At 65.9% G+C, this 22,983-nt stretch carries 21 protein-coding genes; 10 read left to right on the forward strand and 11 right to left on the reverse strand.

Annotation, left to right across the window (positions count from 1 at the left end; translation table 11 throughout):
- Positions 1-84 precede the first annotated feature (84 nt).
- The 3 genes from CFB34_RS03490 (at position 85) to CFB34_RS03500 (ending at position 2,212) form a co-directional block, all read left to right on the forward strand.
- Entirely contained in the window at positions 85-1,110 is a 1,026-nt protein-coding gene (locus tag CFB34_RS03490) for a MerR family transcriptional regulator (RefSeq protein ID WP_089443647.1), read from the forward strand.
- Between the two features lie 59 nt (positions 1,111-1,169).
- Positions 1,170-1,559 carry a hypothetical protein gene (locus CFB34_RS03495; RefSeq protein WP_089443648.1) on the forward strand — a complete coding sequence of 130 codons (390 nt, stop codon included), beginning with the start codon at positions 1,170-1,172 and terminating at the stop codon, positions 1,557-1,559.
- Positions 1,560-1,675: 116 nt separating this feature from the next.
- On the forward strand, positions 1,676-2,212 hold the full coding sequence (locus CFB34_RS03500) for a hypothetical protein (protein WP_143329544.1): 537 nt from the start codon (positions 1,676-1,678) through the stop codon (positions 2,210-2,212).
- A gap of 324 nt (positions 2,213-2,536) precedes the next feature.
- On the opposite strand, the gene CFB34_RS03505 is transcribed toward CFB34_RS03500, so the two are convergent.
- Complete coding sequence (locus CFB34_RS03505; protein ID WP_089443649.1) at positions 2,537-3,949, reverse strand: PLP-dependent aminotransferase family protein; 1,413 nt, start codon at positions 3,947-3,949, stop codon at positions 2,537-2,539.
- Positions 3,950-4,033: 84 nt separating this feature from the next.
- On the opposite strand from CFB34_RS03505, the gene CFB34_RS03510 reads away from it, so the two are divergent.
- Both CFB34_RS03510 and CFB34_RS03515 read left to right on the forward strand, forming a co-directional pair.
- A complete protein-coding gene (locus CFB34_RS03510) occupies positions 4,034-4,483 on the forward strand; it encodes a GNAT family N-acetyltransferase (RefSeq protein WP_089443650.1) in 450 nt (149 codons plus the stop codon).
- Positions 4,483-5,097 carry an NAD(P)H-dependent oxidoreductase gene (locus CFB34_RS03515; RefSeq protein ID WP_089443651.1) on the forward strand — a complete coding sequence of 205 codons (615 nt, stop codon included), beginning with the start codon at positions 4,483-4,485 and terminating at the stop codon, positions 5,095-5,097. Before CFB34_RS03510 ends, CFB34_RS03515 begins: the two co-directional genes overlap by 1 nt.
- Before the next feature lie 84 nt (positions 5,098-5,181).
- Here CFB34_RS03515 and CFB34_RS03520 read toward each other — a convergent pair whose 3' ends face one another.
- The 3 genes from CFB34_RS03520 to CFB34_RS03530 all read right to left on the reverse strand — a co-directional run bounded on the left by CFB34_RS03520 (position 5,182) and on the right by CFB34_RS03530 (position 8,156).
- Complete coding sequence (locus CFB34_RS03520; protein WP_089443652.1) at positions 5,182-5,997, reverse strand: alpha/beta fold hydrolase; 816 nt, start codon at positions 5,995-5,997, stop codon at positions 5,182-5,184.
- Between the two features lie 13 nt (positions 5,998-6,010).
- Entirely contained in the window at positions 6,011-7,306 is a 1,296-nt protein-coding gene (locus tag CFB34_RS03525) for an MASE1 domain-containing protein (RefSeq protein WP_089443653.1), read from the reverse strand.
- Between the two features lie 349 nt (positions 7,307-7,655).
- The gene (locus CFB34_RS03530; protein ID WP_089443654.1) at positions 7,656-8,156 is read right to left on the reverse strand and encodes a lipocalin-like domain-containing protein; all 501 of its coding nucleotides are present in this window, start codon (positions 8,154-8,156) and stop codon (positions 7,656-7,658) included.
- A 162-nt stretch (positions 8,157-8,318) separates the two neighbouring features.
- On the opposite strand from CFB34_RS03530, the gene CFB34_RS03535 reads away from it, so the two are divergent.
- Complete coding sequence (locus CFB34_RS03535; RefSeq protein ID WP_089443655.1) at positions 8,319-9,224, forward strand: LysR substrate-binding domain-containing protein; 906 nt, start codon at positions 8,319-8,321, stop codon at positions 9,222-9,224.
- Positions 9,225-9,353: 129 nt separating this feature from the next.
- Positions 9,354-9,791 (forward strand): GNAT family N-acetyltransferase, encoded by a 438-nt coding sequence (locus CFB34_RS03540; protein WP_089443656.1) that lies wholly within the window; start codon positions 9,354-9,356, stop codon positions 9,789-9,791.
- Positions 9,792-9,824: 33 nt separating this feature from the next.
- Here CFB34_RS03540 and CFB34_RS03545 read toward each other — a convergent pair whose 3' ends face one another.
- The 3 genes from CFB34_RS03545 to CFB34_RS03555 form a co-directional block, all read right to left on the reverse strand.
- A complete protein-coding gene (locus tag CFB34_RS03545; RefSeq protein ID WP_089443657.1) occupies positions 9,825-10,664 on the reverse strand; it encodes a peptidylprolyl isomerase in 840 nt (279 codons plus the stop codon).
- Positions 10,665-11,017: 353 nt separating this feature from the next.
- A complete protein-coding gene (locus CFB34_RS03550) occupies positions 11,018-12,952 on the reverse strand; it encodes an SMP-30/gluconolactonase/LRE family protein (protein WP_089443658.1) in 1,935 nt (644 codons plus the stop codon).
- A gap of 550 nt (positions 12,953-13,502) precedes the next feature.
- Positions 13,503-14,807 (reverse strand): dicarboxylate/amino acid:cation symporter, encoded by a 1,305-nt coding sequence (locus tag CFB34_RS03555; RefSeq protein ID WP_089443659.1) that lies wholly within the window; start codon positions 14,805-14,807, stop codon positions 13,503-13,505.
- A 605-nt stretch (positions 14,808-15,412) separates the two neighbouring features.
- On the opposite strand from CFB34_RS03555, the gene CFB34_RS03560 reads away from it, so the two are divergent.
- The 3 genes from CFB34_RS03560 to CFB34_RS03570 are packed head-to-tail and all read left to right on the forward strand — an operon-like array spanning position 15,413 to position 17,891.
- The gene (locus CFB34_RS03560) at positions 15,413-16,558 is read left to right on the forward strand and encodes a glycosyltransferase (RefSeq protein WP_089443660.1); all 1,146 of its coding nucleotides are present in this window, start codon (positions 15,413-15,415) and stop codon (positions 16,556-16,558) included.
- A complete protein-coding gene (locus CFB34_RS03565; protein WP_241022387.1) occupies positions 16,558-17,124 on the forward strand; it encodes a hypothetical protein in 567 nt (188 codons plus the stop codon). Before CFB34_RS03560 ends, CFB34_RS03565 begins: the two co-directional genes overlap by 1 nt.
- 23 nt (positions 17,125-17,147) lie before the next feature.
- Positions 17,148-17,891 (forward strand): polysaccharide deacetylase family protein, encoded by a 744-nt coding sequence (locus CFB34_RS03570; RefSeq protein WP_089443661.1) that lies wholly within the window; start codon positions 17,148-17,150, stop codon positions 17,889-17,891.
- Positions 17,892-18,137: 246 nt separating this feature from the next.
- Here the strand turns inward: CFB34_RS03570 and CFB34_RS03575 are convergent, their stop codons facing one another.
- The 4 genes from CFB34_RS03575 to CFB34_RS03590 all read right to left on the reverse strand — a co-directional run bounded on the left by CFB34_RS03575 (position 18,138) and on the right by CFB34_RS03590 (position 22,948).
- The gene (locus tag CFB34_RS03575) at positions 18,138-19,373 is read right to left on the reverse strand and encodes an acyltransferase (protein ID WP_089443662.1); all 1,236 of its coding nucleotides are present in this window, start codon (positions 19,371-19,373) and stop codon (positions 18,138-18,140) included.
- A gap of 65 nt (positions 19,374-19,438) precedes the next feature.
- Positions 19,439-20,188 (reverse strand): glucose 1-dehydrogenase, encoded by a 750-nt coding sequence (locus tag CFB34_RS03580; protein WP_089443663.1) that lies wholly within the window; start codon positions 20,186-20,188, stop codon positions 19,439-19,441.
- Between the two features lie 195 nt (positions 20,189-20,383).
- Positions 20,384-22,102 carry a GMC family oxidoreductase gene (locus CFB34_RS03585; RefSeq protein ID WP_089443664.1) on the reverse strand — a complete coding sequence of 573 codons (1,719 nt, stop codon included), beginning with the start codon at positions 22,100-22,102 and terminating at the stop codon, positions 20,384-20,386.
- An 81-nt stretch (positions 22,103-22,183) separates the two neighbouring features.
- The gene (locus tag CFB34_RS03590; protein WP_089443665.1) at positions 22,184-22,948 is read right to left on the reverse strand and encodes an SDR family oxidoreductase; all 765 of its coding nucleotides are present in this window, start codon (positions 22,946-22,948) and stop codon (positions 22,184-22,186) included.
- Positions 22,949-22,983 lie beyond the last annotated feature (35 nt).

The raw sequence follows: 22,983 nt of genomic DNA on the forward strand, positions 1-22,983 counted from the left end.
CGATTCACACGCGAACGCGCTTGACCCGGCCCTTGGGATCGCCTTTATGCTGGACGCAACGAATCGACGACCCGAAGGTGACCCATGAGCGATGTCACGCGCGGCCTGAGCGCATCGGAAGCCGCGATGCGGCTCGGCGTATCGGTCAAGGCACTGCGGCTGTACGAGCGGCAAGGACTAGTCACGCCCGGGCGAACGGCAGCCGGATACCGCGCCTACGGCCCGGACGACCTGGCGCGTGCGGCCGAAGTCGCGGCGCTTCGCGCGCTCGGCTTGAGCCTGGCCCAGGTCGCGAACGTGCTGGAGGGCGATGCCCGCAGCCTGAGCGACGCATTGGCCACGCATGAAGCGGCCCTCGGGCGCGACATTCAGGATCTGGTCGGCAAGGTCGACAAGGTTCGGGCGATCCGCGCCGATCTTGCCCGTGGCCGCATGCCCGACGACGGCGAACTGACGCGCCTGCTCGCGCCGGCGGCCGCGGGCGTTGCGTTCAACCTCCCTTGGCCGTGGGACGGCGAATGGTTCGAGTTTCGCGATATCCGTCCGCTGAACTACATCATCGGTTCGCTCGGGAGCGGCAAGACCCGTCTCGCGCATCGGCTGGCCGACGCGTTGCCCGGTGCGGCGTTCATCGGGCTGGACCGGTTGGAAGACGGCGGCGCGGCGGCGTTCGCCACGTTGCGGGCCGATCCGGCGCTGAAGGCGCGGGTCGAACGCACGTCGGCATGGCTTGCGGACGAAGGCGCCACGGCGTCTGCGGCGCTGACCGTGCTGCTCGCCGGCCTCGAGGCGGACGGCGTGGGTGCTTTGGTCGTGGACATGATCGAACAGGATCTCGACCAGCCGACGCAGGCGGCGCTGATTGCGTGCCTTCGCCAGCGCGCCAGAGCCGACGGCATGCGGCCGCTGTTCATGCTGACCCGCTCGTCGGCGATCCTGGACCTGTCGGCCGTCGGCCCCGACGAAGCGATCATTCTGTGTCCCGCGAACCATAGCCCGCCGGCCCGCGTCGCACCGTACCCCGGCGCACCGGGCTACGAAGCGGTGGCTACCTGTCTTGCGTCGCCTGCCACCCGCGCGCGGATCGCACGGCGGCCGGAGGTGGGGTAGGGGCATCGCCTCGGGCTGGTAGGATGCGAAATTTGATCGAGATGCCTCGCAATGAACCGATGAAATTCGAAGCAGAGGGTAAGGCGGGGATCACCACTCCTAGTCCAGCCCAAATCACAAAGGGGATCCGGACTTTGAGAAGCTTCGGGAAGTCATCTTACGCGTCGTTGACCGATTCAGAAGGCAACTATGTTCAGGTGGCCGGCGGTGGCGTTAGTTGCCTGATCGAGCGTTTCGAAGTCAACGCGTCGCAACGATGGAGAGCATTTCACGATAGACCTTCCCCTGTGCGCCCAGATGGCACGCTCCTTGTCTTCCGAGCGGGAAGCATCCCGATGCGTGCAGATGAATGGTTCCTATCTGATCAGGTTCTGGAAGTCTTCCTAGCCTTTCTCAAAGGCACGCCGTTCCCGGAAAATGTCCAATGGAGGCCAGCCCCGGGCTTTTGACCTCTCAGGTTTGGTGAACATCACGTGTCCGATGCGCATAATCCGACCCGAGCAGACCTCAGATTTGTCGAAAGCAGCCGTTTATATATTTTTCCCGTGTCGTCAGGAAATCATCCATGCTTGCGAAAAGCATCGCATTTTTTATCGTGTGCACGTTGCCGTGCGCGTCGTTTTCCCAGACTGATTCGTCGCGATTGGTACGCCCTGCCAGCCAACGTGAAATAGAGGGTGACTGGCAACTGGCGCGTTTCCCCGATGCACTCCAGGCGAAAATTCTTCGGGCGAACCCATGGCCATCCGAGTGTCAGTGGTTCGCTTACCGGAAAGATGGCGTATTTAAGAGCTTGAGCCGACCAGCTGCGCCTTGCCCTCCACTAACGGCTACCGACATGGACGCCCCGCCGTTTGCCTCACCACCGAATCTGCCAGAAATTTCATGGAAGTACGAAACAGTCGAGGCGAGTGGAGAAGGCTATATCGTCATAAGTCGCTCAGATAAGAATGGTTATCACGAGATATGGCAAGCCGACATCGTTCAGAGCAGCTTCCAGAAAGGCGATATCGACTTTGTGCAAGGCGACCTAATTCTCTCCCTTGTTGACCCCAAATCAAACAAGGCTCTCTGGTATCGCCATCTTCAGCGTCTCGATTGACGCGATAGGCCACACGGTATTTGTTGGCCGATTGTCGACAACCAAAGTCCGAATGACGAACGACTGGCCCGGGCGGAGCCGCCCTCGGCGCTGCGAGCCAGGCCGGTTACGTCGACACGGTCGAAAGTCGAAAAATCGAGGTACCGGCCGTGCCCCCTAAGTGAACACGCGACCCATGAGGCGTGAATCCGAACGGCGACATCACGGGGTGCTATCGACCATGCGTAGAACGGTCGCAATACCTTAAATCCCACCATCGCAAAACCGTGGTGCCAGTCGCACGTACTCCGGCACCCTACGGGTGCGTAATCCACCACACACGATTCACGCGCCAACGAGCCGATACAGGCGTCGAACCAGCGTCAACGCCTGCTGCGCCGACGTCAGGTTCGTGAAACCGAGCAGCATGCCGGCTGGCATCCGGCCGCCCGGGCTCCAGTCGTTCAGCGGCTGGACGGAAAAACCCTGCGAGTCGGCCATGCGTGCGACGGCGCGATCGTCGACTGCCGTGCGCCAATAGGCCACCACATGCAGGCCGCCCGCGCGGGCCGGAATGTCCAGTGCATCACCGAACACCTTGCCCAACGCATCGACCAGCCACGCGCGGCGGGTTGCATATAGCGCCCGCATTTTCTTCAGATGGCGCGCGAAATGCCCTTGCTCCATGAAATCGGCGACGACGGCTTGCATCAGCATCTGGCCGCTGCCGCCGAGCCAGCCGGCGGTGTCGCGAAAGGCGGCGACCTGCTCTTCCGGAACGACGAGATACCCCAGCCGCAAGCCCGGATACAGCACCTTGCTGAACGATCCGGTGTAAAGCACGCGCTGGTGGCGATCCAGGCTCTTGAGCGCAGGCAACGGGCGACCGTGGTACCGGAACTCGCTGTCGTAATCGTCCTCGACGATCCAGGCCCGCTGCTGCCGGGCCCAGTCGAGCAAGGCCAGACGCCTCGGCAGCGACAGCGCGACACCGAGCGGGCTTTGATGGGTCGGCGTCACCACGGCAAAACGTGCATCGGCCGCCCGGCGCAGCCCCGTTTCCACGCACAGGCCGTCGTCGTCGACCGGCACGGACACGAGCCGCATCCCCGCGTGCTCGAGCAGGCGGCGTGCGTGGATATACCCGGGATCCTCGAACCAGCCGGCGTCACCTGGGCGCAGCAAGGTCCGGCAGATCAGGTCCAGCGCACCGCGATACCCCGCGGTGATGAAAATCTGCCCGGCCGAACAGTCGATGCCGCGCGACACGCCGAGGTACGCGGACAGCGCACGCCTGAGCCCGTCAAGCCCTTGAGGCGGCGCGTAGTCCAGCGACCGGGTCGCCATCGCCCGCACATGACGGCCGGTGAGCCGTATCCACGGCATGCGCGGAAACGCATCGAGTGCGGGAATGCCCATCTGGAACGGCTTCGGCCCGCTCGCCGCCGGATCGCCGCGCGGCGGTTCGTCCGGCCGGGGCGCCGCGGCGCGCGGCTGCCGGCCATCGGGCAACTGGGGCGACACGACGGTGCCGGCCGGCCCGCGTGCGACCAGGTACCCTTCGCCGATCAGGATCTGATAGGCCGCTTCGACGGTGCCGCGTGCCAGATTGAGTTCGCTGGCCAGGCTCCGTACCGACGGCACGCGCTTGCCCGGCGCCAGCTTGCCCGTCTCGATCGCATCGCGGAAGCGCCGGACCAGTTGCCGATAGACCGGCATGTCGAGATGACGGTCCGGCATCAGATCGTCGAATTTCATGTCCCAGTCAAATAGTCACTTTTTGGACCTTCAGGATACGCCATCCGATTCGTACAGTAGCGACGTTACCGTGGAGCAATCGTGATGCCAGGGATCCATTTGAAACGCGCCGTGACGGACGCGGATTACCGGTCGACGTTCGACGTGATGCGCGAGCTGCGCCCGCACCTGACCGATGCCGATGCGTTCGTGCTGCAGATGCGCCGTCAGGCCGAACAAGGCTATGTGCTGCTGACCGCGCGGCACGGCAGCCCGGACGGTGCGGTCGTCGCGCTGGCGGGATACCGTCACCTCGAAAACACGCTGTACGGCCGCTTCGTCTATGTCGACGATCTGGTCGCGACCGAACACGCGCGCGGTCAACGGCTGGGCGAGCGTCTTCTCGATGCGGTGCGCGACGACGCGCGGCAACACTGCTGCCGGCACCTGGTCCTCGATACCGGGCTGTCCAATGCGCTCGCGCAGCGTTTCTATTTCCGCCAGGGGCTGCTGTCCCGTGGCATGCATTTCAGTCAATCTCTCCAGCCGCTCTGATGAACAACCTTCTTTTTGTCGATGCCAGTCCGCATGGCAGTCATTCGCTGGGCGCACGCCTTGCGCACGAAGCCATCGCGCAATGGCGGGCGGCCCGCCCCGACGCGCGGGTCGTGTCGCGCAGCCTCGGTCGACCCGGCTTGCCTTCGCTATCGACCGACTATGCGCGTGCGGTGGTCGCGAGGCAGCCGGATGCCGATCCCGCACTGGCGTACTCGGAACAACTGATCGCGGAAGTGGAACACAGCGACGGCCTTTTGATCAGTACACCGATGCACAACTTCACGGTACCTGCCGCGCTGAAGTTGTGGATCGATTTCGTGCTGCGTATCGGCCGCACGTTCACGGCCACGCCGGAGGGCAAGTTCGGCCTGCTCGCCGATCGCCCCGTGCTCGTGCTGGTACGCTCCGGCGGCGTCTGCACCGGCGCAGCGGCACGGCAGCCCGATTTCCTGACCCCGTACCTGAAGCAGGTGCTGGCCGTCATCGGCCTGTCGACGGTCGACTTCATCTACCTCGAAGGCATTGCGCCGAGCGACGCCGCCGTCGATGCGGTACGCGCCCAGTTGGCCGCATCGACCCTGCTGGCGCGACGCGCGACGGAAACGGCATGAATTCGCCACGCCCTGGTACGCATGCGTGAACCGATGCGTACCGGGGCAGCGAATATCGCGCATCCCGGGCCGCGCACGTCGCCGTCAGGATTCCAGCCGGCCCATCCGGCGCGCCATCGCCGGGCTCACCGCATGCGCCGGATCGAACCCGAAGAAGTCGAGCACGTGGCGCGCGACGTCGTCGCGATCGTTGTCCGCGCAGATCATGTGATAGCTGTTCTCCAGCACGATCCCCCGCGCGTCGGGCATCTTTTCCAGCAGGAAATCGGCCGAGCGCAGGCTCGTCAGTTCGTCCTCGCGCGCATGCAGCACGAGCGTCGGGCACGGCGTGCCGGCCGCGGCCTCGAGCGCCCAGTCGCGCATCCGGTCGACCTGCCGCACGCACGCGAGCGGCACCCAAGCATAGTGGAAACTGTCCTCGCGCTCGAACTTCTTCTTCACGATCGCGCGGATCGTCGCGTTCTTGATGCCGAACGGATCGCCTTCTTCCACACGCATCCGCTCCGCCATACCCGGCACGCGGTACAGCACGTGCCGCAGCGCGCGATACCACGGCGTCGACCACCCGTCGATGAACAGCGGCGTGGCCAGCAACGCGAGCCGGCCGCGCGCATGCTGCACGCGATGACACAGCAGCAGCGCGACCAACGCGCCCATGCACATGCCCGCGACGTGCAGCGTGTCGTACTCGTTTTCCAGCGCACGATACTGCTCGGTCACCGCGTCGAGCCAAGCCTCCGCGCGCACGCCGACCAGATCCTCGGGGCGCGTGCCGTGCCCCGGCAGCGTGATCATGTGCGTGTCGGCGCCCGCGCGCCGCATCGCCTTGTGCAGCGAACCGAGATCGTATTGCGTGCCGCCGAGCCCGTGGATCAGCAGGACGCCCGTGCGGCCCGTCATGACGTGCGGCCGCTCATTCGTCCGCCGCCGGCCACACGCGCTCGAGTTGCCAGACACCCGCCACCACCGTCACGTCGACATTCGAATCGAGCAGCGGCGCGCCATGATCGGTGATCGTCCGCGTGCCGCCGTCGCGCTGCACGATGCGCAGCGACAGCGACGCACGATCCTCGCCCGCGATCTCCGCATCCCAGTAGTCGCGCAGCGCATCGCGGTCGCCCGGCTGCACGCGTTCGAGCACGAGCGGCACGCTCGCGATCTGCGAGGCATCCACGCCGACGCCGAACACGCGCTCGACGTCGCCGCTCCACTCGATCCGCCCCGATTCCGGGTCGAGCACGTACGCGATCTGGCCGGCGCTCGCGAGCGCGAGCTCCATGTTGTTCTGCAGGACGGCCGCATGCTCGTGCACGCGTTCGCGCGTCGTCTTCAGCGTGCTCACCGTCAGCACCAGCAGCGACGCCACCGCCAGATAAAGCTGCGCTTCGAGCAACGCACTGCCGTAATGCTCGTGAAACGACGCGAACGGGCCGTCGCCCTGCGCGGTCTGCTCGATCACGATCAGCGCGAGCACCAGCACCGACGACGAGCCCGCGCGGCCGCCGAGCAGCAGCGTCACCGCGACGGTCAGGAACAACGGGATATACGTCAGCGCGAAGCCCGCGCCGGTGCCGAATTTCCGTGACGTGTCGCCGTCGAAGATCACGAGCGCGACGCCCACGACCAGCGCGAACGAGACCATGCCGAGCACGAGGTCGAAGCGCTCGTGATCGCCCGAGCGATGCGCGCGAAAGCGCGACCATGACGCGAGCACCGGCGTGACCAGCAGCACGCCGACGAAATCGGACGCGGCCCACACCGACCACACGTCGAAGAACGGCGCACCCTTGACCACTGTGTACCAGGCCGCGCCGCCGATCGCGCCGACCACGCCCGCGATCAGGCCGGCGAGGATCACCGAGCGCAGGAAATACAGCCCTTCGAGCGAGAACCGCACGCGCTGGACGAGCCACACCGCGAGCGCGGCCGCGCCGACCTCGTCGACCGTGAACAGCACCGCGTTGACCAGGCTGGCCTGTTCGATGGCGCTCAGCGCGAGTTGCCCGACCAGGAACGCGCCGGTCAGCATCAGCCATTCGCGCATCGGCCGCAGCATGAACGCGCCGACGGTCACGCCGGCCGGCAGCCAGATATAGCCCGTCAGCCGGACGGGGCCGTTGAACTGGTGCGAGATGTAGCCGGTCGCGAGATACAGCGCCGCCCAGAGCAGCGCGGCGACGAGGCCCGGCCGCGATCGTTTGGTGTCCATCGAGAATCCCTGTGTGCTGCGCCTGCGGTCGGCAGGCGCGCGATGTGCGAATGATATGCGGGCGGGGCGGGCCGGGGAATACCGGGGCCGGAACCGCGTGCGGGGCGCCGGCGCGCCCGCGAGCTGGCGGTTGTGACCGGGAAATTATCGAAAAAGTTCGGTGTGTGCCGGGTACGGTCGGGACACGTCAGAACGTCGTCCTGGCCGGACGGCCAAAATCGTCAATGTCCGCATGCAGCTGTGGCAAACCTCGGACGGCGCAAAAACCGAATACGAAGTGACGAATGTCCTCGAACATCGCCCAGCCAACCTGCAGATTCAGCAGCCGGGGCTTTGACGCCCGCCCGCCTCAGTCCACGCGCCGCCACACCGAGATCGGTATGTCGCCGTTCGCACGCGGCGGCACGCGGTAGCTCAGCTCGCCGTCCTTCAATTGATAGCTTCGCGTCTGCGTTTGCCCGATCCAGTTCGGGTACGACGAATTGACGATGTGAAACGCGAGCTTGTGTTTCGCGGGATCGACGGTCAGCGTGCCGTAGTGGGTGCTCGCCCCGAGCACGGCGTCACGGAATTCGTCCGGCGTGCCGGTCGCCTTGTCGTTCGACGCGAAGCGCGGGCGCTCCGACTTGAAGATCTGCAGCGAATAGTTTCCGTGCACGTCGATCAGCAGCAGCCCCTTCGGATCGGCGCCATAGTCGCGGCCAACCGTGCCGTCGGGATGCTGTACGTCCGCCGCGACCAGCGTCCATGTCCCCGCGAGCGACGGCGCGGCCGATGCGTCGCCGGGAATCATTGATGCGGCCAGCAGCATGCCGGGAAAGCCTTGGCGGAATATCGAGCGGATGTTCATTCACGGTCCTCGTGAGAAAGAAGGGAAGCAACCTCACGGGCATCCGCAGCGGCGTATCGCGCGCATCCCCGTGAACCGGAAAGACCGGTTCACTTGATGGTAGCGACGGGAATGTGCAATAAATACGGTAATTCGACATCGACTTATAAGAAAAACTGAATCATGACGCTCCCGAATCTCGACATGGATGCGCTGCGCACGCTGATCGCCGCGGATCGGCTCGGCAGCCTCAACCGCGCCGCCGACCGGATCGGCCGCTCGCAGTCGGCGGTCAGCCAGCAGATGCGCAAGCTCGAAACGCAGATCGGCCAGCCGCTGTTTCGCCGCCAGGGGCGCGGCCTCGTGCCGACCGAGGCCGGCGAACTGATGCTGTCCTATGCGCGCCGCATTCTCGAGCTGAACGACGAGGCGATCGGCGCGATCCGCGGCGCGGCGATCGAGGGGGCCGTGCGATTCGGGCTACCGGGCGACTTCGCCGAATCGTGGCTGCCCGTCGCGCTCGGCCAGTTCAAGCGCACGCACCCGGGCGTGCGCGTCGACATCGTCGTCGACGGCAACGGCGCGCTGCTCGACCGGCTCGACGGCGGCGAACTCGACGTCGTACTCGCGATGGGCCGCGGGCATCGTGCCGACGCCGAACACCTTGTCACGCTGCCGATGGCGTGGATCGGGCCGCAGGGTGTCGATGTGCGTCCGCGCGCCGGCATGCCGCTGGATCTTGCGCTGTACAAGCCGCCCTGCCTGTTCCGCAAGGCCGGTACCGATGCGCTCGACAAGGCCGGGATCCCGTGGCGGCTCGCTTACACGACCGGCAGCCTGCAAAGTTTGTGGGCCGGCGTCGCGGGCGGGCTGGGGATTACGGCGAGAACGATGGTGGGTGTGCCGCAGACGTTGCGGCAGCTTGGCGAGCGCGACGGGTTGCCGCCGCTGCCGTCAGTCGACGTGTGCCTCCACGCGGGTGAAGGCGATGCGCCTTCCGCGCTCGCGAGCCTGAAACGCGTCGTGGTCGACACGCTGATCGCCAATCTCGCGGATGCACAGAAGGTGTCCGGCCGGCGTGCCGCATGATCGGCCTCGGAGGCGTGCCGGATTCGGCGCTGCGCCCTTTGACCCGCTGCCCGTCATCAGGAATGATGCGCTGCGGGGATCGGCCTTGCCGTCGACGCTCCCGCCTTCCCGAACGAACGAGTCCGCCCGATGACACACGCAATCCGACTGCGCCCGGCGTCTGCCGCCGACTTGCCGTTCCTGCTGAACCTGCGCCGGCTCACGATGACGGAGCACCTGGAACGCGCCGGCATGCCGACCGACGACGACGCGCACGACCGGCGCATCCGCGCGCATTTCGACGATGCGATGATCGTCTGCGAAGGCGATGAAGCTATCGGCTTGCTGAAGGTGACACGCGCCACCGACGAGTGGCACGTGCACCAGATCCAGATCCTCCCCGCGCATCAGGGCCGGGGCATCGGCGAAGCCGTGCTGAACGCACTGCTGAACGACGCCGCACGCGCGCACGTGCCGGTGTCGCTCAGCGTGCTGCACGGCAACCCGGCGCGGCGGCTCTACGAACGGCTCGGCTTCCGCAGCGAGTCGGACACCGACACGAGCGCGAGCATGATCTGGCGCGCGTGACGCCCGGCGTTTCAACGCCGACGCGTGACGGCATTACTGCGTGATCTTCGCGTCCTTCAGCAGGCTGCCGATCATCTGCGCACTCGCCTTCTCCACCGCGGCCGCCTGCAGTTGCTGCTGAAGCCCCGGCTTCGCGGCGGCGAAGCCCGGCACCTGCGTCGGCCGCTTCGCATCCAGCTTCACGATCGCCCGCACGCCGTCGACCGGAATCGAATCGTTCGTCACGGCGCCGACCTTCAGTTTCTCGAGCGCCTGCGCGACCGGCAGCGGCAGGCCGGACGTCTTGCCTTCCGTCGCCGGCGTGTGGAAGCTCACCCACGGCAGTTCGCCGCCGGCATCGCGGCTCGGCGCCATGCTGTACTGACGCGCCAGCCCTTCGAACGACTTGCCCGCCTTCAGCTCGCTGAGCACCGTCGCGGCCGTCACCGGATCCTGGACGATGATCAGGCGCGGCTTGTACTCGTTCTTGCCGAGCGTGGCCACGAGTTCGTCGTAGCGCGCCTTGACCTGTTCTTCGGTCACCGGCTCGGGCTTCACGTTGTCGCGCAGGTAAAGCTGCACTTCGGCGTTCGTTTTCGCCTGTTGCACCGCCGCCTTGACCTCGGGCTTGTCGGCGTAGTTCGCCTTCTCGGCGGCCTGCTGAACCAGCACGCGCGTAATCAGCTGATTCTTGATCGCCTGGCGGATCTGCGGCGAGTCGGGTTGCCCGGACGCGCGCAGCAGCGTATCGACGTCGGCCTGCGTGATCGGCGTGCCGTTGACCGTCGCAACGGTCGTCGTGGTCGCCGCCGTCTCTGCGTGGGCAGTCCCGCTCAGCGCGCCGGCCAGCGCAGCGATCAGCAACAGGCGATTCGGGGTGGTTTTCATCTTCATCTTTTCGTCACTTCGGCTCAAAAAACGCGGCAGGGGTTGCCGCGCACATTCACCGGCGCGGCAATGCGTCGGTGCAACCAGTCAGTCGATTCGGTTCATCGTCGTGCGCACGCGCAGTGCCGCCGACGCCGCTGTCATTGTGCCCTTATCGGGTTTTCCGTGTCGGGAGGTTCAGGACAGCCGCCCGGCGGGCGGTGCGGCGCGCGTTGCGCACGCCGGCCATTACGAACGCGGGATGTGGAAATTCTGTGGAAGCGGCATGGAAATCCCGCGAAACCGCGATGAATCACTTCATGGCGTCGCGAGCCCGGCCGCCGACCGAAGCCGAGGCCGCCGAACGTGAATCGTCAAGGTCAGGGCGTCCAACGATACACGGTGATGCTGTTCCCTTTCACGTTGTTCTTCATCACCACGTACTCGCCGTTCGATCGGCGGTATGCGCGGATGCTGTACATCGCATCGATCGCGCTGCTGGTATCGACGGTCGCGGGGCTCGTGTTGACCAGCGTGGTATCGAGCTTGCCGGTGGTGAGGTTGAACGCGTCGACGTTCGGCCACAGCGGCCCGCTGCTGCTGAACCAGTAGCCGACGAACAGATGGTTGCCCACCGCGTCGATCGATTTCGCGCCGCTGTGCGGCAGCGTGATCACCGGGTCGGGCTTCGTCGTGTTGCCCGCGCTCCAGCCGTGATAGACCTCGATGCGCGTGCCGATCGACGTCCAGTCGTTGCTCCCGATGGCGCCCTGCGCGAGCACCATCGTGTCGCTGTCCGCGAGATAGACGATGCGCGTGAGCGGCTGGATGCTGTCGGGCACGCGGGTCGCGACGCCCGACCCCCACGACGGCTTGCCGCTCGCGTCGAAACCGGTCAGCGGGTAGTGGGTAATCGCGCCTGTCTTGTCGAGGCCGGCCCACACGCCGCCCTTGCTGTCGATGCTGAAGCCGCTCGTCACGCGCCGCGTGGTGTTGAACGCGGGGCCCGGGATCGCGCCATCCGGAATCGCGATGTAGCCGTTCGCCGCGTTGAAGTGGAAGAAGTAGAAGATCGGCGGGTTCTGGCCCGCCGCGACGAGAATCCGGTTCGCGCCCACCGACGTGAGCAGCCCGAAATGCTCGTCGCGCTGCGTGTCGCTCATGTTGATGCGCGGATCGGCCGGATACGTGAACGGGTCGACCGTGTTCGCGACGAACGTGCCGCCCGCGCTACCGCTGTATACATGCGTGGCGCCGTAGAACAGCGCGCCGTCCGTGACCGGGTCCGGCGCGGCGATCCCTTCGAAGTTCAGCGACTGCAGCGTCCACCGCAGGCCGCCGGTGCTGCTGTACGCGTGAATGTCGGTCGCGCCGTTGCGGCCGAGATCCCAGCTGCCGCCCCACGGATTGTTGAGCACATAGAGATTGCCGCCGGTGTCCTTGCCGAGCCCGACGATGCGCGTGAAGCGCTGCGCGCCGACCTGCCCCTTGATGCCCGTCGTCGTGTCGAGATAGCCGCCGCGTACGCCGAACGTGCCGGCCAGCGCGGGCCGGCCCGACACCGTATAGCGCTTGATGTTCTGGTCGGGGCCTTCGTCGCCGACCAGCAACTGGCCGGCCGCCGCATCGAAAACCAGCGCCGACGGCTGCGACCCGGCCGGCATCCGGATCGTGTTCAGCAGCGCACCGGCCGGGCTGAAACCGACGATCGTGCCCGCGCTCTTCTGCGCGACCCACACGTTGCCCGCGCCATCCACCGCGAGTGCGCCCGGTGCCGACACGTTGATGTCCCGCTGCCACACGCCGTCGGTGGTGAATACACGCACGCGATTGCCGTAGAAATCGCTTGCATAGAGCAGCGAGCCGGCCGTCGCGAGCCCGGTGACGACGTCGATGCGCGGCTGGTTGGTCGCCGCGCTGACCTGGATGACAAGGTCGCGATACTTCGTCGCGCGGTTGTAGCGTCCCACCGCGCCGCTGCCGTATGTCTTGCCGGGCTGCAGCGCGACGAACAGCGACGTCGCGTTACCGGTGATCGCGCTGCCCTGGAACTCCGAGTGCGTGCCGATCGAGCCGATGCTCTTGCCGTTCTGGTAGACCGCGATACCGCCCTCGTCCTCGTCCCACATCGACGCCGTATAGATCACGCCTTCGGGCGCGACCCACATCGCGCGCGCGACGTTGCCGACGTGGGCCGCGAGCGTGCCGTACGTATTCGCCAGCCAGTCGGTGGTGTTGCCTGCGTGAACGGCGGGAGTCATCGCGGCGATTGCTGCGGCGAGAAGCGCAGCCTGAAACCGTTGTCGGGCGACCATGACGGATGCTCTCCTGAATGGTGCGAACACTCATATGAAGGGCTGGCCGGATGGCTCGAAAACCGTAATGCGTAAATACTTCCCCTGAATCATCCGGCGCAGTCGGTATTACGTGCAGCATGCGTTCGATAATGCGCAGCGCGAGAATAGCGTTATATAAATCGAAAAAAATTGCGAATCGCTCGCGTCATTGCGGTTTTCAGGGAATCGGCTTTGACGGCATTGCCGTTGGCACCCATGCGCGCTGACGGCGAGCGCGACAGCGCGACAGTGAATGATCACTTACACGGCGAATCGGGGATCGAGAAAATCAGGCGCGTGCCTGTCTGCGGGAATATCGCCGTGTGTTCAACGACGACGGATTGAAACGGCGAGCGCCACGTATCAATCGGGGAATCAGGGAATCGGGGAAAACGACCGCATTCAGGACGAAATCATTGTCCCAAAACAAATCGCCGGCCTGAATCCGTTTCGAATCCAGGCCGGCGATTATCCACTACCGGAAAGCAGGCGGCGCACCCCTATCGCTGCGCTGCCGCACTGCCGCACATCATGCCGATGCCGAGGTCTCCGGCACCTTCACCTTCATCGAACGGCCGTTGTCCGGATCGTTGTCGTCGCGCGGGTCGTCGAGCTGCCCTTCCCACTTCGCGACCACGGCCGCCGCGATCGAGTTGCCGACCGCGTTGGTGGCCGAGCGCCCCATGTCGAGGAACATGTCGACGCCCATGATCAGCAGCAGCCCGGCTTCGGGCAGGTTGAACTGGTTGAGCGTCGCCGCGATCACGACCAGCGACGCGCGCGGCACGCCCGCCATCCCCTTCGACGTGACCATCAGCATCAGCAGCATCGTGATCTGCGTGCCCAGCGGCAGATGAATGCCGTACACCTGCGCGATGAACAGCACCGCGAACGTGCAGTACATCATCGAGCCGTCGAGGTTGAACGAATAGCCGATCGGCAGCACGAAGCTCGAGATCTTGCGGTTCACGCCGAAACGGTCGAGCGCATCCAGCAGCTTCGGATACGCGGCTTCGGAGCTCGCCGTCGCGAACGACAGCAGGAACGGCTCGCGGATCAGCCGGATCAGCGTGAACGCACGCTTGCCGAGGAACGTCACGCCGGCGAGCGTCAGCACGCCCCACAGCAGCGCCAGGGCCAGATAGAAGCTCGCCATGAACTTCGCGAACGTGAGCAGGATGCCGAGCCCCTGGGTGGTGATCGTCGACGCCAGCGCCGCGAACACCGCGACCGGCGCGAACCACATCACCGCGCCCGTCACCTTCAGCATCACCTGCGCGAGATCGTCGATCACGCCGGTCAGGCGCTTGCCCGATTCGCCGAGCGCCGACAGCGCGGTGCCGAAGAAGATCGAGAACACGACGATCTGCAGGATTTCGTTGTTCGCCATCGCTTCCGCGATCGACTTCGGCACCAGGTGCACCACGAAGTCCTTCAGCGTGAAGGCGCCCGTCTTCAGCCCGAGGGACGCATCGGACGCCGGCAGCGGCAGGCTCAGATGGCTGCCCGGTTGCAGGATCGTGGCGGTCAAGAGGCCGAGCAGCAACGACGTGAACGACGCGATGAAAAACCAGCCGAACGCCTTGACGCCGACGCGGCCCACGGCACTGCCGTCGCCCATCTGCGCAATACCGACGGTCAGCGTCGCGAATACCAGCGGCGCGATGATCATCTTGATCAGGCGCAGGAATACGTCGGACAGCAACGACACGTAGCCGGCGACCTCCTTCGCCATGTTCGGGTCGGGAAACGCGCTATGACAGGCGTAACCCACTGCGATTCCAAGGATCATCGCGACAACGATGTACTTGGTGATGTTGTGCTTCTTCTTCATTAGTAATCCAAATCACAAAGCGTATGTTGCTAACGGCTGGCACATCTTCCGCGCCCGGCTACGAATCGAAACCCACGTCTCTCTGGGTGCGACGAGTCCGCCTTCGGCAGTCGCCATGGCGGACAAGGGGGGGCATTCTAACGCAAATGGCCGCCCGGCTTTCGAATCTGAAAGTCGAGCGCGTTGATCTGCGTCCGGATGCCGTCGAAAAAGCGGGTTTTGTCGCGATCCAGCCCGCTTCCTGCCCCCGCCGGCGAGGGTAATCGGGCCGCATCACCGGTCACACCGGGCTCGCCACGCTCCCCACACCGGCGACAGGAACCGTATCGCCGGACACCCCTCCTCCCCGGCGGCATCGCACCGCGTGACGGCACCGTGAACGATCGCGACACATGTTCACAAAGATGCGCAGACCTTGACACTACGGTACGTAATGCTTCTGTAATATTTTGAAACGGTTCGCGGTGACGCCCCCCCCGGGCGTCGATGCGCGATCCCGCATCGACCACGCGGGACCAGGTTCGAGTCATTGCTTTCAACAGGCGGACGCGCTCATTTTCTCAGCAGTCCTGCCGAATGAATGATCGGGGAAAGGCGGCATCGAGATGAACATTCTGTATACCAACTTCCACGGCGACTACGGCGGCGGCCAGGACACCTACGTCCGTGATCTCGCCGCCGCGATGAGCCGGCACCATCGCGTGACCGTCGCGTCACCGGAGGGCAGCCGCCTGTCGCGACTGTTGAAGGACAGTCCCGACGTGGCCATCTTCGACATGGAATTCAAACCGCGCTGGAACCGGCTGTGCCAGGAAATCCTCCGGCTGCGCCAGCGGATCGCAGCCGAGCGCTTCGACGTCATCCATGTGAACGGGTCCGCCGATCACCGGCAGGTGATGCTCGCGCTGCTCGGCTGCCGGTATCGGCCCGCCGTCGTGCTCACCAAGCACAACACCTACCGCGCCGACAGCTTCGGCAACGTGCTGCGCGCACGCCTCGCCACCGACCACACCATCGCGGTCAGCGACTACGTCGCGGGCATGCTCGCGCTCCGGTCGCCGTACGGGAACGTCACCGTCGTCAAGCACGGCGTGCGCCGGCAGGCCGCCGAACGACTGGCCAGCGACGAAATCCGTCGCCGCAAGATCGCGCTGTTCGGGCCGTCCGCCGCAGACGCGATCGTGCTGGGCAGCAGTGCCGGCACCGCGCCGGAGAAAGGCTGGATGGACCTGATCGCGGCGCTGGGCCGCCTGCCCGAGCACGAGCGCGAGCGGTTTCGCGTGCTGCTGGTCGGCGCGGAGCCGACCGCCGAGCAACGCGAACAGATCGCGCTGCACCGCATGGCCGCGCGCACCGTCTTCACCGGCCGGCTCGACGACGTGCGGACACCGTTCTCGATCATCGACGTGTCGTTCGTGCTGTCGTACCACGAGAGCCTGTCGTATGCGTGCCGCGAAGCGATGACACTCGGCTGCCCCGCGATTGTGACGCGCGTGGGCGGGCTGCCCGAGAACGTCGAGCCGGGCGTGGACGGCTGGGTCGTCCCGCCGCGCGAGCCTGAAGCGATCGGGGAAATCCTGCGCACGATCGTGCGCGAGCCCGGGTGCGTGCGCGCGATGGGGCGCAGCGCGCGGCTGAAGGGCAAGCGTGAATTCTCGTTCGAACGATTCATCGACGCGACGCTGTCCGTCTATCAGAAATCGATTCGCCACAACCCGTATCGTCGGGTGACATCCATGAGGTCCGTTTAATGGCAATGAATATCTGGAAGAAGTACTGGGCTCTGCGCACGCAGGAGTGCCCGTGTGACGTGCACTTCGTCGAATGGCTGGAAACCGCGCGCCTCAACGGTATCCGCATCTATCACTTCGGCACCGGCGGCCATCATCATGTCGGCGTGGAATGCGCGCGGCCGCACCTGAACAACACCGTTTTCGGCGTGACGGCGTCGCCGAAGGAATACAAGTCGTATGTCGATCTCGTCACGCGGCAACCGGAGGTGAGCAAGACCTATCTGGCCTATTTCGGCGACATCTATACGAGCAATTCGGACTTGCTGCCGGCCTTCGATGTCGTCACGCTGTTCCATCTATGCGAATTCCGCGACGAGTCCAACAGCCGCTACGGCGCGAAGACCGACGCCGAAGTGCTCGACCTGTTCGCACGACACACCGCGCGCGACGGCCACCTGCTGTTCTACAAGGGCTCGTCGGCATACCGGAAGGCCGAGCCGATCATCGCGCAATGGGCGGCGAATGCCGATTTCGTCGAAATCGGCGACTTCAAGACCCTGCGGATTTTCCGCAAGGCCGCGTAATTCCCCGTTCCCGCGACCCGCTCATGCTGCTGCCCGCCACGCGCTACCCGATCCTGATGTATCACCAGATCCGCACGCTGCCGCCGCCGACCGACCGGCTGCGCAGCCTGAGCGTCGCGCCCGATGCGTTCCGTCGCCAGATGACGCTGTTCAGGCGGCTCGGCTACCGCGGCCTGAGCGTGCGCGAACTACAGCCGTACCTGCGCGGCGAGCGCAGCGGGAAGGTCTTCGGCATCACGTTCGACGACGGCTTTCTCAACGTGCTGACGCATGCGATGCCCGTACTCGACGCGCTCGGGTTCACCGCGACCTGCTACTTCGTCGCCGGCCGGTTCGGCGGCGAGAACGACTGGGATGCGCCCGCCGATACCGCACGCTCGCCGCTGATGACGCACGCGGACATGCTCGCTTGGCGCGATCACGGCCATGAAATCGGCTCGCATACGCTCGATCATGTCGCGCTGTCGCACGTGCCGGCGCACGTGTCGGAGGTTCAGATCGTCGAATCGAAGCAGCGGCTCGAGGCGTTGAGCGGCCAGACGGTCGAATCGTTCTGCTACCCGTACGGCGACCTGGACCCGCGCGTGCGCGATCAGGTCGCCGCCGCGGGTTACCGCAACGCGACGACGACCCGGCGCGGCTGCGCCGACGTGAACGACGATCGGTTCCTGTTGCCGCGGATGACGGTCGCGGGTGGGGTCGGCGCGATGCGGCTGTGGTTCAAGTGTGCGAAGGCGCGGGTTCGGCGGCGCGGGTCGCTCGCGTGAAATTGACCGTCGCGCGGGCTATGCCGGCCAATGCCTGGGGAATGGGTTGCCCTGATGCGGCGCAAGTATTCAAAGGAAATTTCCTATTCGGATCCCATCAGCATGGACCCGATCGAGTGGATCTCGACGCCCGGAAACACGTGTCCGACGGCCGGCCCCCAAGCGCATGCACGCGCCCGTGGCCGCACCTGCCGCAGCGATACGCCAGGCGGCTGCCCGACGGCCGATCCGGCAGATGGGCCGCCTTCACCCCATCTTCGGCAAAGCCGCCTGCGCGCCCCCGGTCACGCCTGCGGCAACACGTCTGCCTGTCGCGATCATCGGTCGCTCGACACAGCGATACAGCAATTCCGTCACGCCCGCGACGAGCACCACCATCAACAGCGTGTACTGCGGCCACAACTGCGCGGTGATGGCCATCCCATGCGCGCGCGTGTACCGGAACATCAGCTCGTTCGTCAGAAAGAACATCGGAAGATGCACAAGATACAACGTGTAGGAGCGCCGGCCGATGCAGTCGAATGCCCATTGCAGCGGTTGCGGAAACGACACGATGCCGCCTTCGCAAGCGGCGAGGAACACGAGCGCGACCGACAGCATGGAGACGACCGGCACCGCGATGACGTTGTCGAACCCGATCGCAGTGACCGAGCCGAGCACCAACGCGAGTACGAGCACGACGACGCCGCCGAGATAGCCGTTTCCACGGGCCCTCACGCGTATCGCGGCGAACCAGGGCCGCGTGGTCGCCAGATATAGCAGGCAGCCGTAGAGCATGCCGTCGCACCGTGTCTGCGTATAGAAAAACACCTTGAGCGAATCGGCAAACAGATACGGGCGAATCGCCAGCGAGATGACGACCAGCGCTAGCGCGAGCAGCAGCGCCCGTTGCCGCGTCGAGCGCGTCAGTATCAGGAACATCGGGAACACGAGATAGAACTGCTCCTCGACCGACAGGCTCCAGTACGGCGCGAGCGGCACACCTGGCGCGATCTTGTGATCGGGCAGCCAGAAGTTGAACGTGTACGTGAAAATGGATAGCGCCGCCTGCAGGTTGTAGACGGTGCCGGCGAAATACGCTCCGGCATTCAGGAATGCCCCGCAGGCAATCACGATCAGGATCACGCACCACGCAACCGGCAGGATGCGGAACGCGCGACGCACGTAGAACGCCTTGACGTGCCTCGCGAGCGAGCCCGGGTCGTCACGCATCGCATCGAATTCGCCGACAATCGTGCGCGAAATGATGTAGCCGGAAATCACGAAGAACAGGTCGACGCCGGCCCATGCGTTGCCGAGGAGATCCAGCGGCGTCGCCGGGCCGCCGAAGTGCATCGTAAACGTCCACGGATAGAACACCTGGCGCCAGTGCACGTAGCAGGTCAGGAGCACGGCGATCGCCCGCAGGCGGTCCAGTTCCAGGTTGCGCGGCACCCGCTTCACGATGCGCGCGAGTTCCGGATTGTCCGGCAATGCCTTCATGATTTCCCCCGTCCAGGAAGGTGCGCCGGGGCAGCGGATGCGAGCCGGCGCGCCGAGCCGCGTGATTACAACTTGGTGCCGCCGTCGACCTGAACGATGTCGCCGGTGATCCAGCGCGCGCCGTCCGACGCCAGGAACGCGACGACATCGGCGATGTCTTCCGGCTGCGCGACCCGCTGCAGCGCCTGGAGCTTGAAGACCTGTTCGCGACCCGCTTCGCTGCGCACGAACGCCGACATGTCCGTGTCGACGACGCCGGGCGCGACGCCATTCACGCGAATACCGCGACTGCCCAGTGCCTGCGCGAAGTGCTTGACGAGCGTGTCGATGGCGCCTTTCGTCGCCGCGTAGGCGGAAATCTCACCCACCGGAGAACGCGCCCCGAGCGACGACAGCAGCACGATGCTGGCGCCCTCGCCCATCAACGGCAGCAACTGCTGGGTCAGGAAGTACGGCGCGCGCACGTTGACCGCGAACAACCGGTCGAAATCGTCGATCGCCATCTCGTCCAGCGGCGCATTCATGGCGATCCCCGCGTTCGCCACCAGAATGTCGAGGCGGCCGTCGAGGGCCTCGCGCGCGGCCGCGACCAGCGCGTGCGGGCCGTCCGCCGTCGCCAGATCGGCCGACAGCGCATCGGCGCGCCCGCCCGCTGCCCGGATGTCGGCCACCACGGCTTCGGCCTGCGCCGCGGCGTTCGAATAGTGCACAAGCACGTACGTGCCCTGGCGCGCGAGCGCGAGCGCCGTGGCGCGCCCGATGCCCCGCGATGCCCCCGTGACCAGTGCGGTTTTGTTACCCAGATGTGGCTTCATCCGTGATTTCTCCGGCAAAGTGATCGATGAATAGGAAACAGGCCGCGCCGTGCAGATACCTGAAGTGCGCAGCCCGAGGCCGCCGCGGCGTTCATCCGCTCCTGTCATCCGTAAGGGGAGCGGCGCTCGCGCACGGCGGCGGCATGCGGCTCCGCGCGGGGACGGCCCCGACGCGGAACGTTCGGCGCGCCCGGCTCAGCAGACTGCGGCCGAAGCCACCGCACCGCCTGCACGCGCCTCGGCAACGAGCTGATTGGCAGCCAGTTGCGCGACGGTCAGTACCGACGGGTGAATGTTGACCGCGGGTACTTCCGGGATCACCGAGGCGTCCACGACCCGCAGGTTCTGGATCCCCCACACCCGGAAGCGCGCATCGACGACGCTCGTGGCGGGGTCGCGGCCCGCTGCGCAACTGCCGACGAAATGCAGTCCCGGCGCGGCGTTCTGCCGGATGAACGCGAGCTTGTCCGCGTGCGTCCTGAGCGGCGCACTCGACTGCAGCCCGCCGTTGTACGGCGCAAGCGCGCGCGCCGCGCCGATGTCGAGCGTGCGATCGAGCGCCGCGATCATCGTGTCGCGGTCGATCGCCTCGGCCAGGTAGTTCGGATCGAGCGCCAGCGGCTGCCGCGGGTCCGCGCTGACGAGCCTTGCCACACCCCGGCTGCGCGGCTTCGCGAGGAACGGAATCAGCGTGTAGCCATCGCCCGGGGCGAGCGGGCCGCCGAACGGATACTGCATGCCGGCCACCTGGATGGTCGGCGCGCTGACCGCCGTTCCCCCGTAATACGCCATCGTCGACACGCCGTTCGACACCTGCGGTGCGATCGCCGCGCGCGCCTTGTACGTGACGCTCAACAGCAAGTGGTCGTGGAAATTGCGGCCGACGGCCGGCATGTCCTGCCGCACCTGGATATTGAGCGGAGCCAACTGGTCGAGCGGCCCCAGGCCGGACAGCATGAGCAACTGCGGCGACGCGGCCGTCCCGGCCGACACGATCGTCTCGCGGGTCGCATAGATCGTGCGCGTGGACGATCCGAGCCGCACTTCGACGCCCCGGCAAGTCGTGCCTTGCAGGGCCAGCTTCGAGACCAAGACGTTCGACAGGATCTTGACGTTCGGCCGGGTCAGCGCCGGCACCAGGAATGCCTGCGCCGGCCCGACACGGCGCCCGTCGGCGGTGGCGTTGACTTCGGTCACGCCGATGCCGTCGAGCCGCCGGCCCGCGTTCAGTTCGATTTGCCCGAGCCCCGTCGAGATGCCCGCCGCGAGATAGGCCGCGGTGATCGGATGCTGGTCGGCATAGCGGCCAACCGCAATGTGGCCGGCGGCGGAGCCGCACGTGCGCGACGCCTGCGTGACCTGCAGGTAGGCGCGATCGAGTTCGGCCGGGCTCCATTCCGGGCCGACGCGTTGCTGCCAGGCGCGATAATCGCGCGGATCACCGCGCAGCCAGATCATCGCGTTGATGCTGCCCGAGCCGCCCCAGGTCCTCCCTGCCGGCGACGCTTGCTGGCGGCCATCGAGCTGCCCTTGCGGCACGCTCGTGCGTGCCCAGTCGGTATCGCTGCCAAGATTGCGCAGCCAGTCCGCGACGAGTGCGACCTTCGGCTGACCGAGCTGGTTGCTGCCCGCCTCGATCAGCAAGACAGATGCGCCCGACGCGGACAACCTGTCTGCCAGCAGGCACCCCGCCGAACCGGCGCCGACAATGACGTAGTCGTAGCTGTCGCGCAGCGGCGCGGTCGAACCGGCTTGCGCCGTGTCGATGAACGGCGCGAACTCGCCGATCCCGGCCACGCTCGCGCCCAACGCCGCCAGTTTCCCTAGAAATGCACGCCGACTCCCGGGGCCATGACGGTCCGGATCGTTCGGTTGCGGATGTTGCGGAAAAAGATGCTCGCCTTCGTGACTCATGGACGTCTCGGCAGTGGGAGAAGGAAGAGGAAAAACGGGGAGCAACGGGCGGCGCTGCAGCGCCGCCCGGCAGACGGCCGGTCAGGTGCGCGTGATCGACACGCCGCCTTCCACGAGCAGGGCCGTTCCCGTCACGAAGCCCGACAGGTCGGACGCGAGATACAGCGCCGATTTCGCGATCTCATCCGGATTCGCCATCCGCTTGAGCGCGTGGATGCTCTCGACGAACGCCTTCTGCTCCGGCGTGCTGGCGGCCTCGCGACCCATCTCGGTGTCGGTGCCGCCCGGCAGCAACACATTGACGCGCAGGCCCGACGGGCCATACTCCGCCGCGAGCGTCTTGGTCAGTCCGATCAGCCCCGCCTTGCTCGCGGCATACGCCGCCATCCCCGGAAAGCCGACCGTGTGCCCCACGAACGACGACGTGAAGATCAACGAGCCGCGCCGGCGCGCGAGCAACGCGGGAATCTGATACTTGGCCCCGAGGAACGCGCTCGTCAGGTTGGCTTCGAGCGTGTCGCGCCAGCCGTCCAGCGTGATGTCGGTGACACTGCCGAGCGCCCCCATCGTGCCGGCATTGTTGAACGCGACATCGAGCCCGCCGAACTGGCCGACGGCCAGTTCGACGGCCTCCTTCGCGCAACGCTCGTCCGTCACGTCGCCCACCAGCGCGACGGCCTTGCCGCCGAACCCGCCAATTTCGTCGACCAGGGCGTTGAGCTGCGCCGCACGGCGCGCGACCACAACCACGCTCGCGCCCTCCTTCGCGAACAGCTTCGCGGCCTCGCGGCCGATACCCGAGCTGGCGCCCGTCACGATTGCGGTTTTGTCAGCGAGAAGATTCATTTTCTTTACCTTGATTAGCATTGCGTATTAACAGA

It is taken from the genome of Burkholderia sp. HI4860 (assembly GCF_002223045.2).
GTDB lineage: Bacteria > Pseudomonadota > Gammaproteobacteria > Burkholderiales > Burkholderiaceae > Burkholderia.

Coding starts and splice junctions, on each gene's coding strand:
- CFB34_RS03540 (WP_089443656.1), top strand. CDS start 9,354: ATGACACACGCAATCCGACTGCGCCCGGCGTCTGCCGCCGACTTGCCG.
- CFB34_RS03585 (WP_089443664.1), bottom strand. CDS start 22,102: ATGAGTCACGAAGGCGAGCATCTTTTTCCGCAACATCCGCAACCGAAC.
- CFB34_RS03550 (WP_089443658.1), bottom strand. CDS start 12,952: ATGGTCGCCCGACAACGGTTTCAGGCTGCGCTTCTCGCCGCAGCAATC.
- CFB34_RS03495 (WP_089443648.1), top strand. CDS start 1,170: ATGAAATTCGAAGCAGAGGGTAAGGCGGGGATCACCACTCCTAGTCCA.
- CFB34_RS03580 (WP_089443663.1), bottom strand. CDS start 20,188: ATGAAGCCACATCTGGGTAACAAAACCGCACTGGTCACGGGGGCATCG.
- CFB34_RS03535 (WP_089443655.1), top strand. CDS start 8,319: ATGACGCTCCCGAATCTCGACATGGATGCGCTGCGCACGCTGATCGCC.
- CFB34_RS03575 (WP_089443662.1), bottom strand. CDS start 19,373: ATGAAGGCATTGCCGGACAATCCGGAACTCGCGCGCATCGTGAAGCGG.
- CFB34_RS03510 (WP_089443650.1), top strand. CDS start 4,034: ATGCCAGGGATCCATTTGAAACGCGCCGTGACGGACGCGGATTACCGG.
- CFB34_RS03590 (WP_089443665.1), bottom strand. CDS start 22,948: ATGAATCTTCTCGCTGACAAAACCGCAATCGTGACGGGCGCCAGCTCG.
- CFB34_RS03490 (WP_089443647.1), top strand. CDS start 85: ATGAGCGATGTCACGCGCGGCCTGAGCGCATCGGAAGCCGCGATGCGG.
- CFB34_RS03545 (WP_089443657.1), bottom strand. CDS start 10,664: ATGAAGATGAAAACCACCCCGAATCGCCTGTTGCTGATCGCTGCGCTG.
- CFB34_RS03515 (WP_089443651.1), top strand. CDS start 4,483: ATGAACAACCTTCTTTTTGTCGATGCCAGTCCGCATGGCAGTCATTCG.
- CFB34_RS03555 (WP_089443659.1), bottom strand. CDS start 14,807: ATGAAGAAGAAGCACAACATCACCAAGTACATCGTTGTCGCGATGATC.
- CFB34_RS03500 (WP_143329544.1), top strand. CDS start 1,676: ATGCTTGCGAAAAGCATCGCATTTTTTATCGTGTGCACGTTGCCGTGC.
- CFB34_RS03520 (WP_089443652.1), bottom strand. CDS start 5,997: ATGACGGGCCGCACGGGCGTCCTGCTGATCCACGGGCTCGGCGGCACG.
- CFB34_RS03570 (WP_089443661.1), top strand. CDS start 17,148: ATGCTGCTGCCCGCCACGCGCTACCCGATCCTGATGTATCACCAGATC.
- CFB34_RS03525 (WP_089443653.1), bottom strand. CDS start 7,306: ATGGACACCAAACGATCGCGGCCGGGCCTCGTCGCCGCGCTGCTCTGG.
- CFB34_RS03505 (WP_089443649.1), bottom strand. CDS start 3,949: ATGAAATTCGACGATCTGATGCCGGACCGTCATCTCGACATGCCGGTC.
- CFB34_RS03530 (WP_089443654.1), bottom strand. CDS start 8,156: ATGAACATCCGCTCGATATTCCGCCAAGGCTTTCCCGGCATGCTGCTG.
- CFB34_RS03560 (WP_089443660.1), top strand. CDS start 15,413: ATGAACATTCTGTATACCAACTTCCACGGCGACTACGGCGGCGGCCAG.
- CFB34_RS03565 (WP_241022387.1), top strand. CDS start 16,558: ATGGCAATGAATATCTGGAAGAAGTACTGGGCTCTGCGCACGCAGGAG.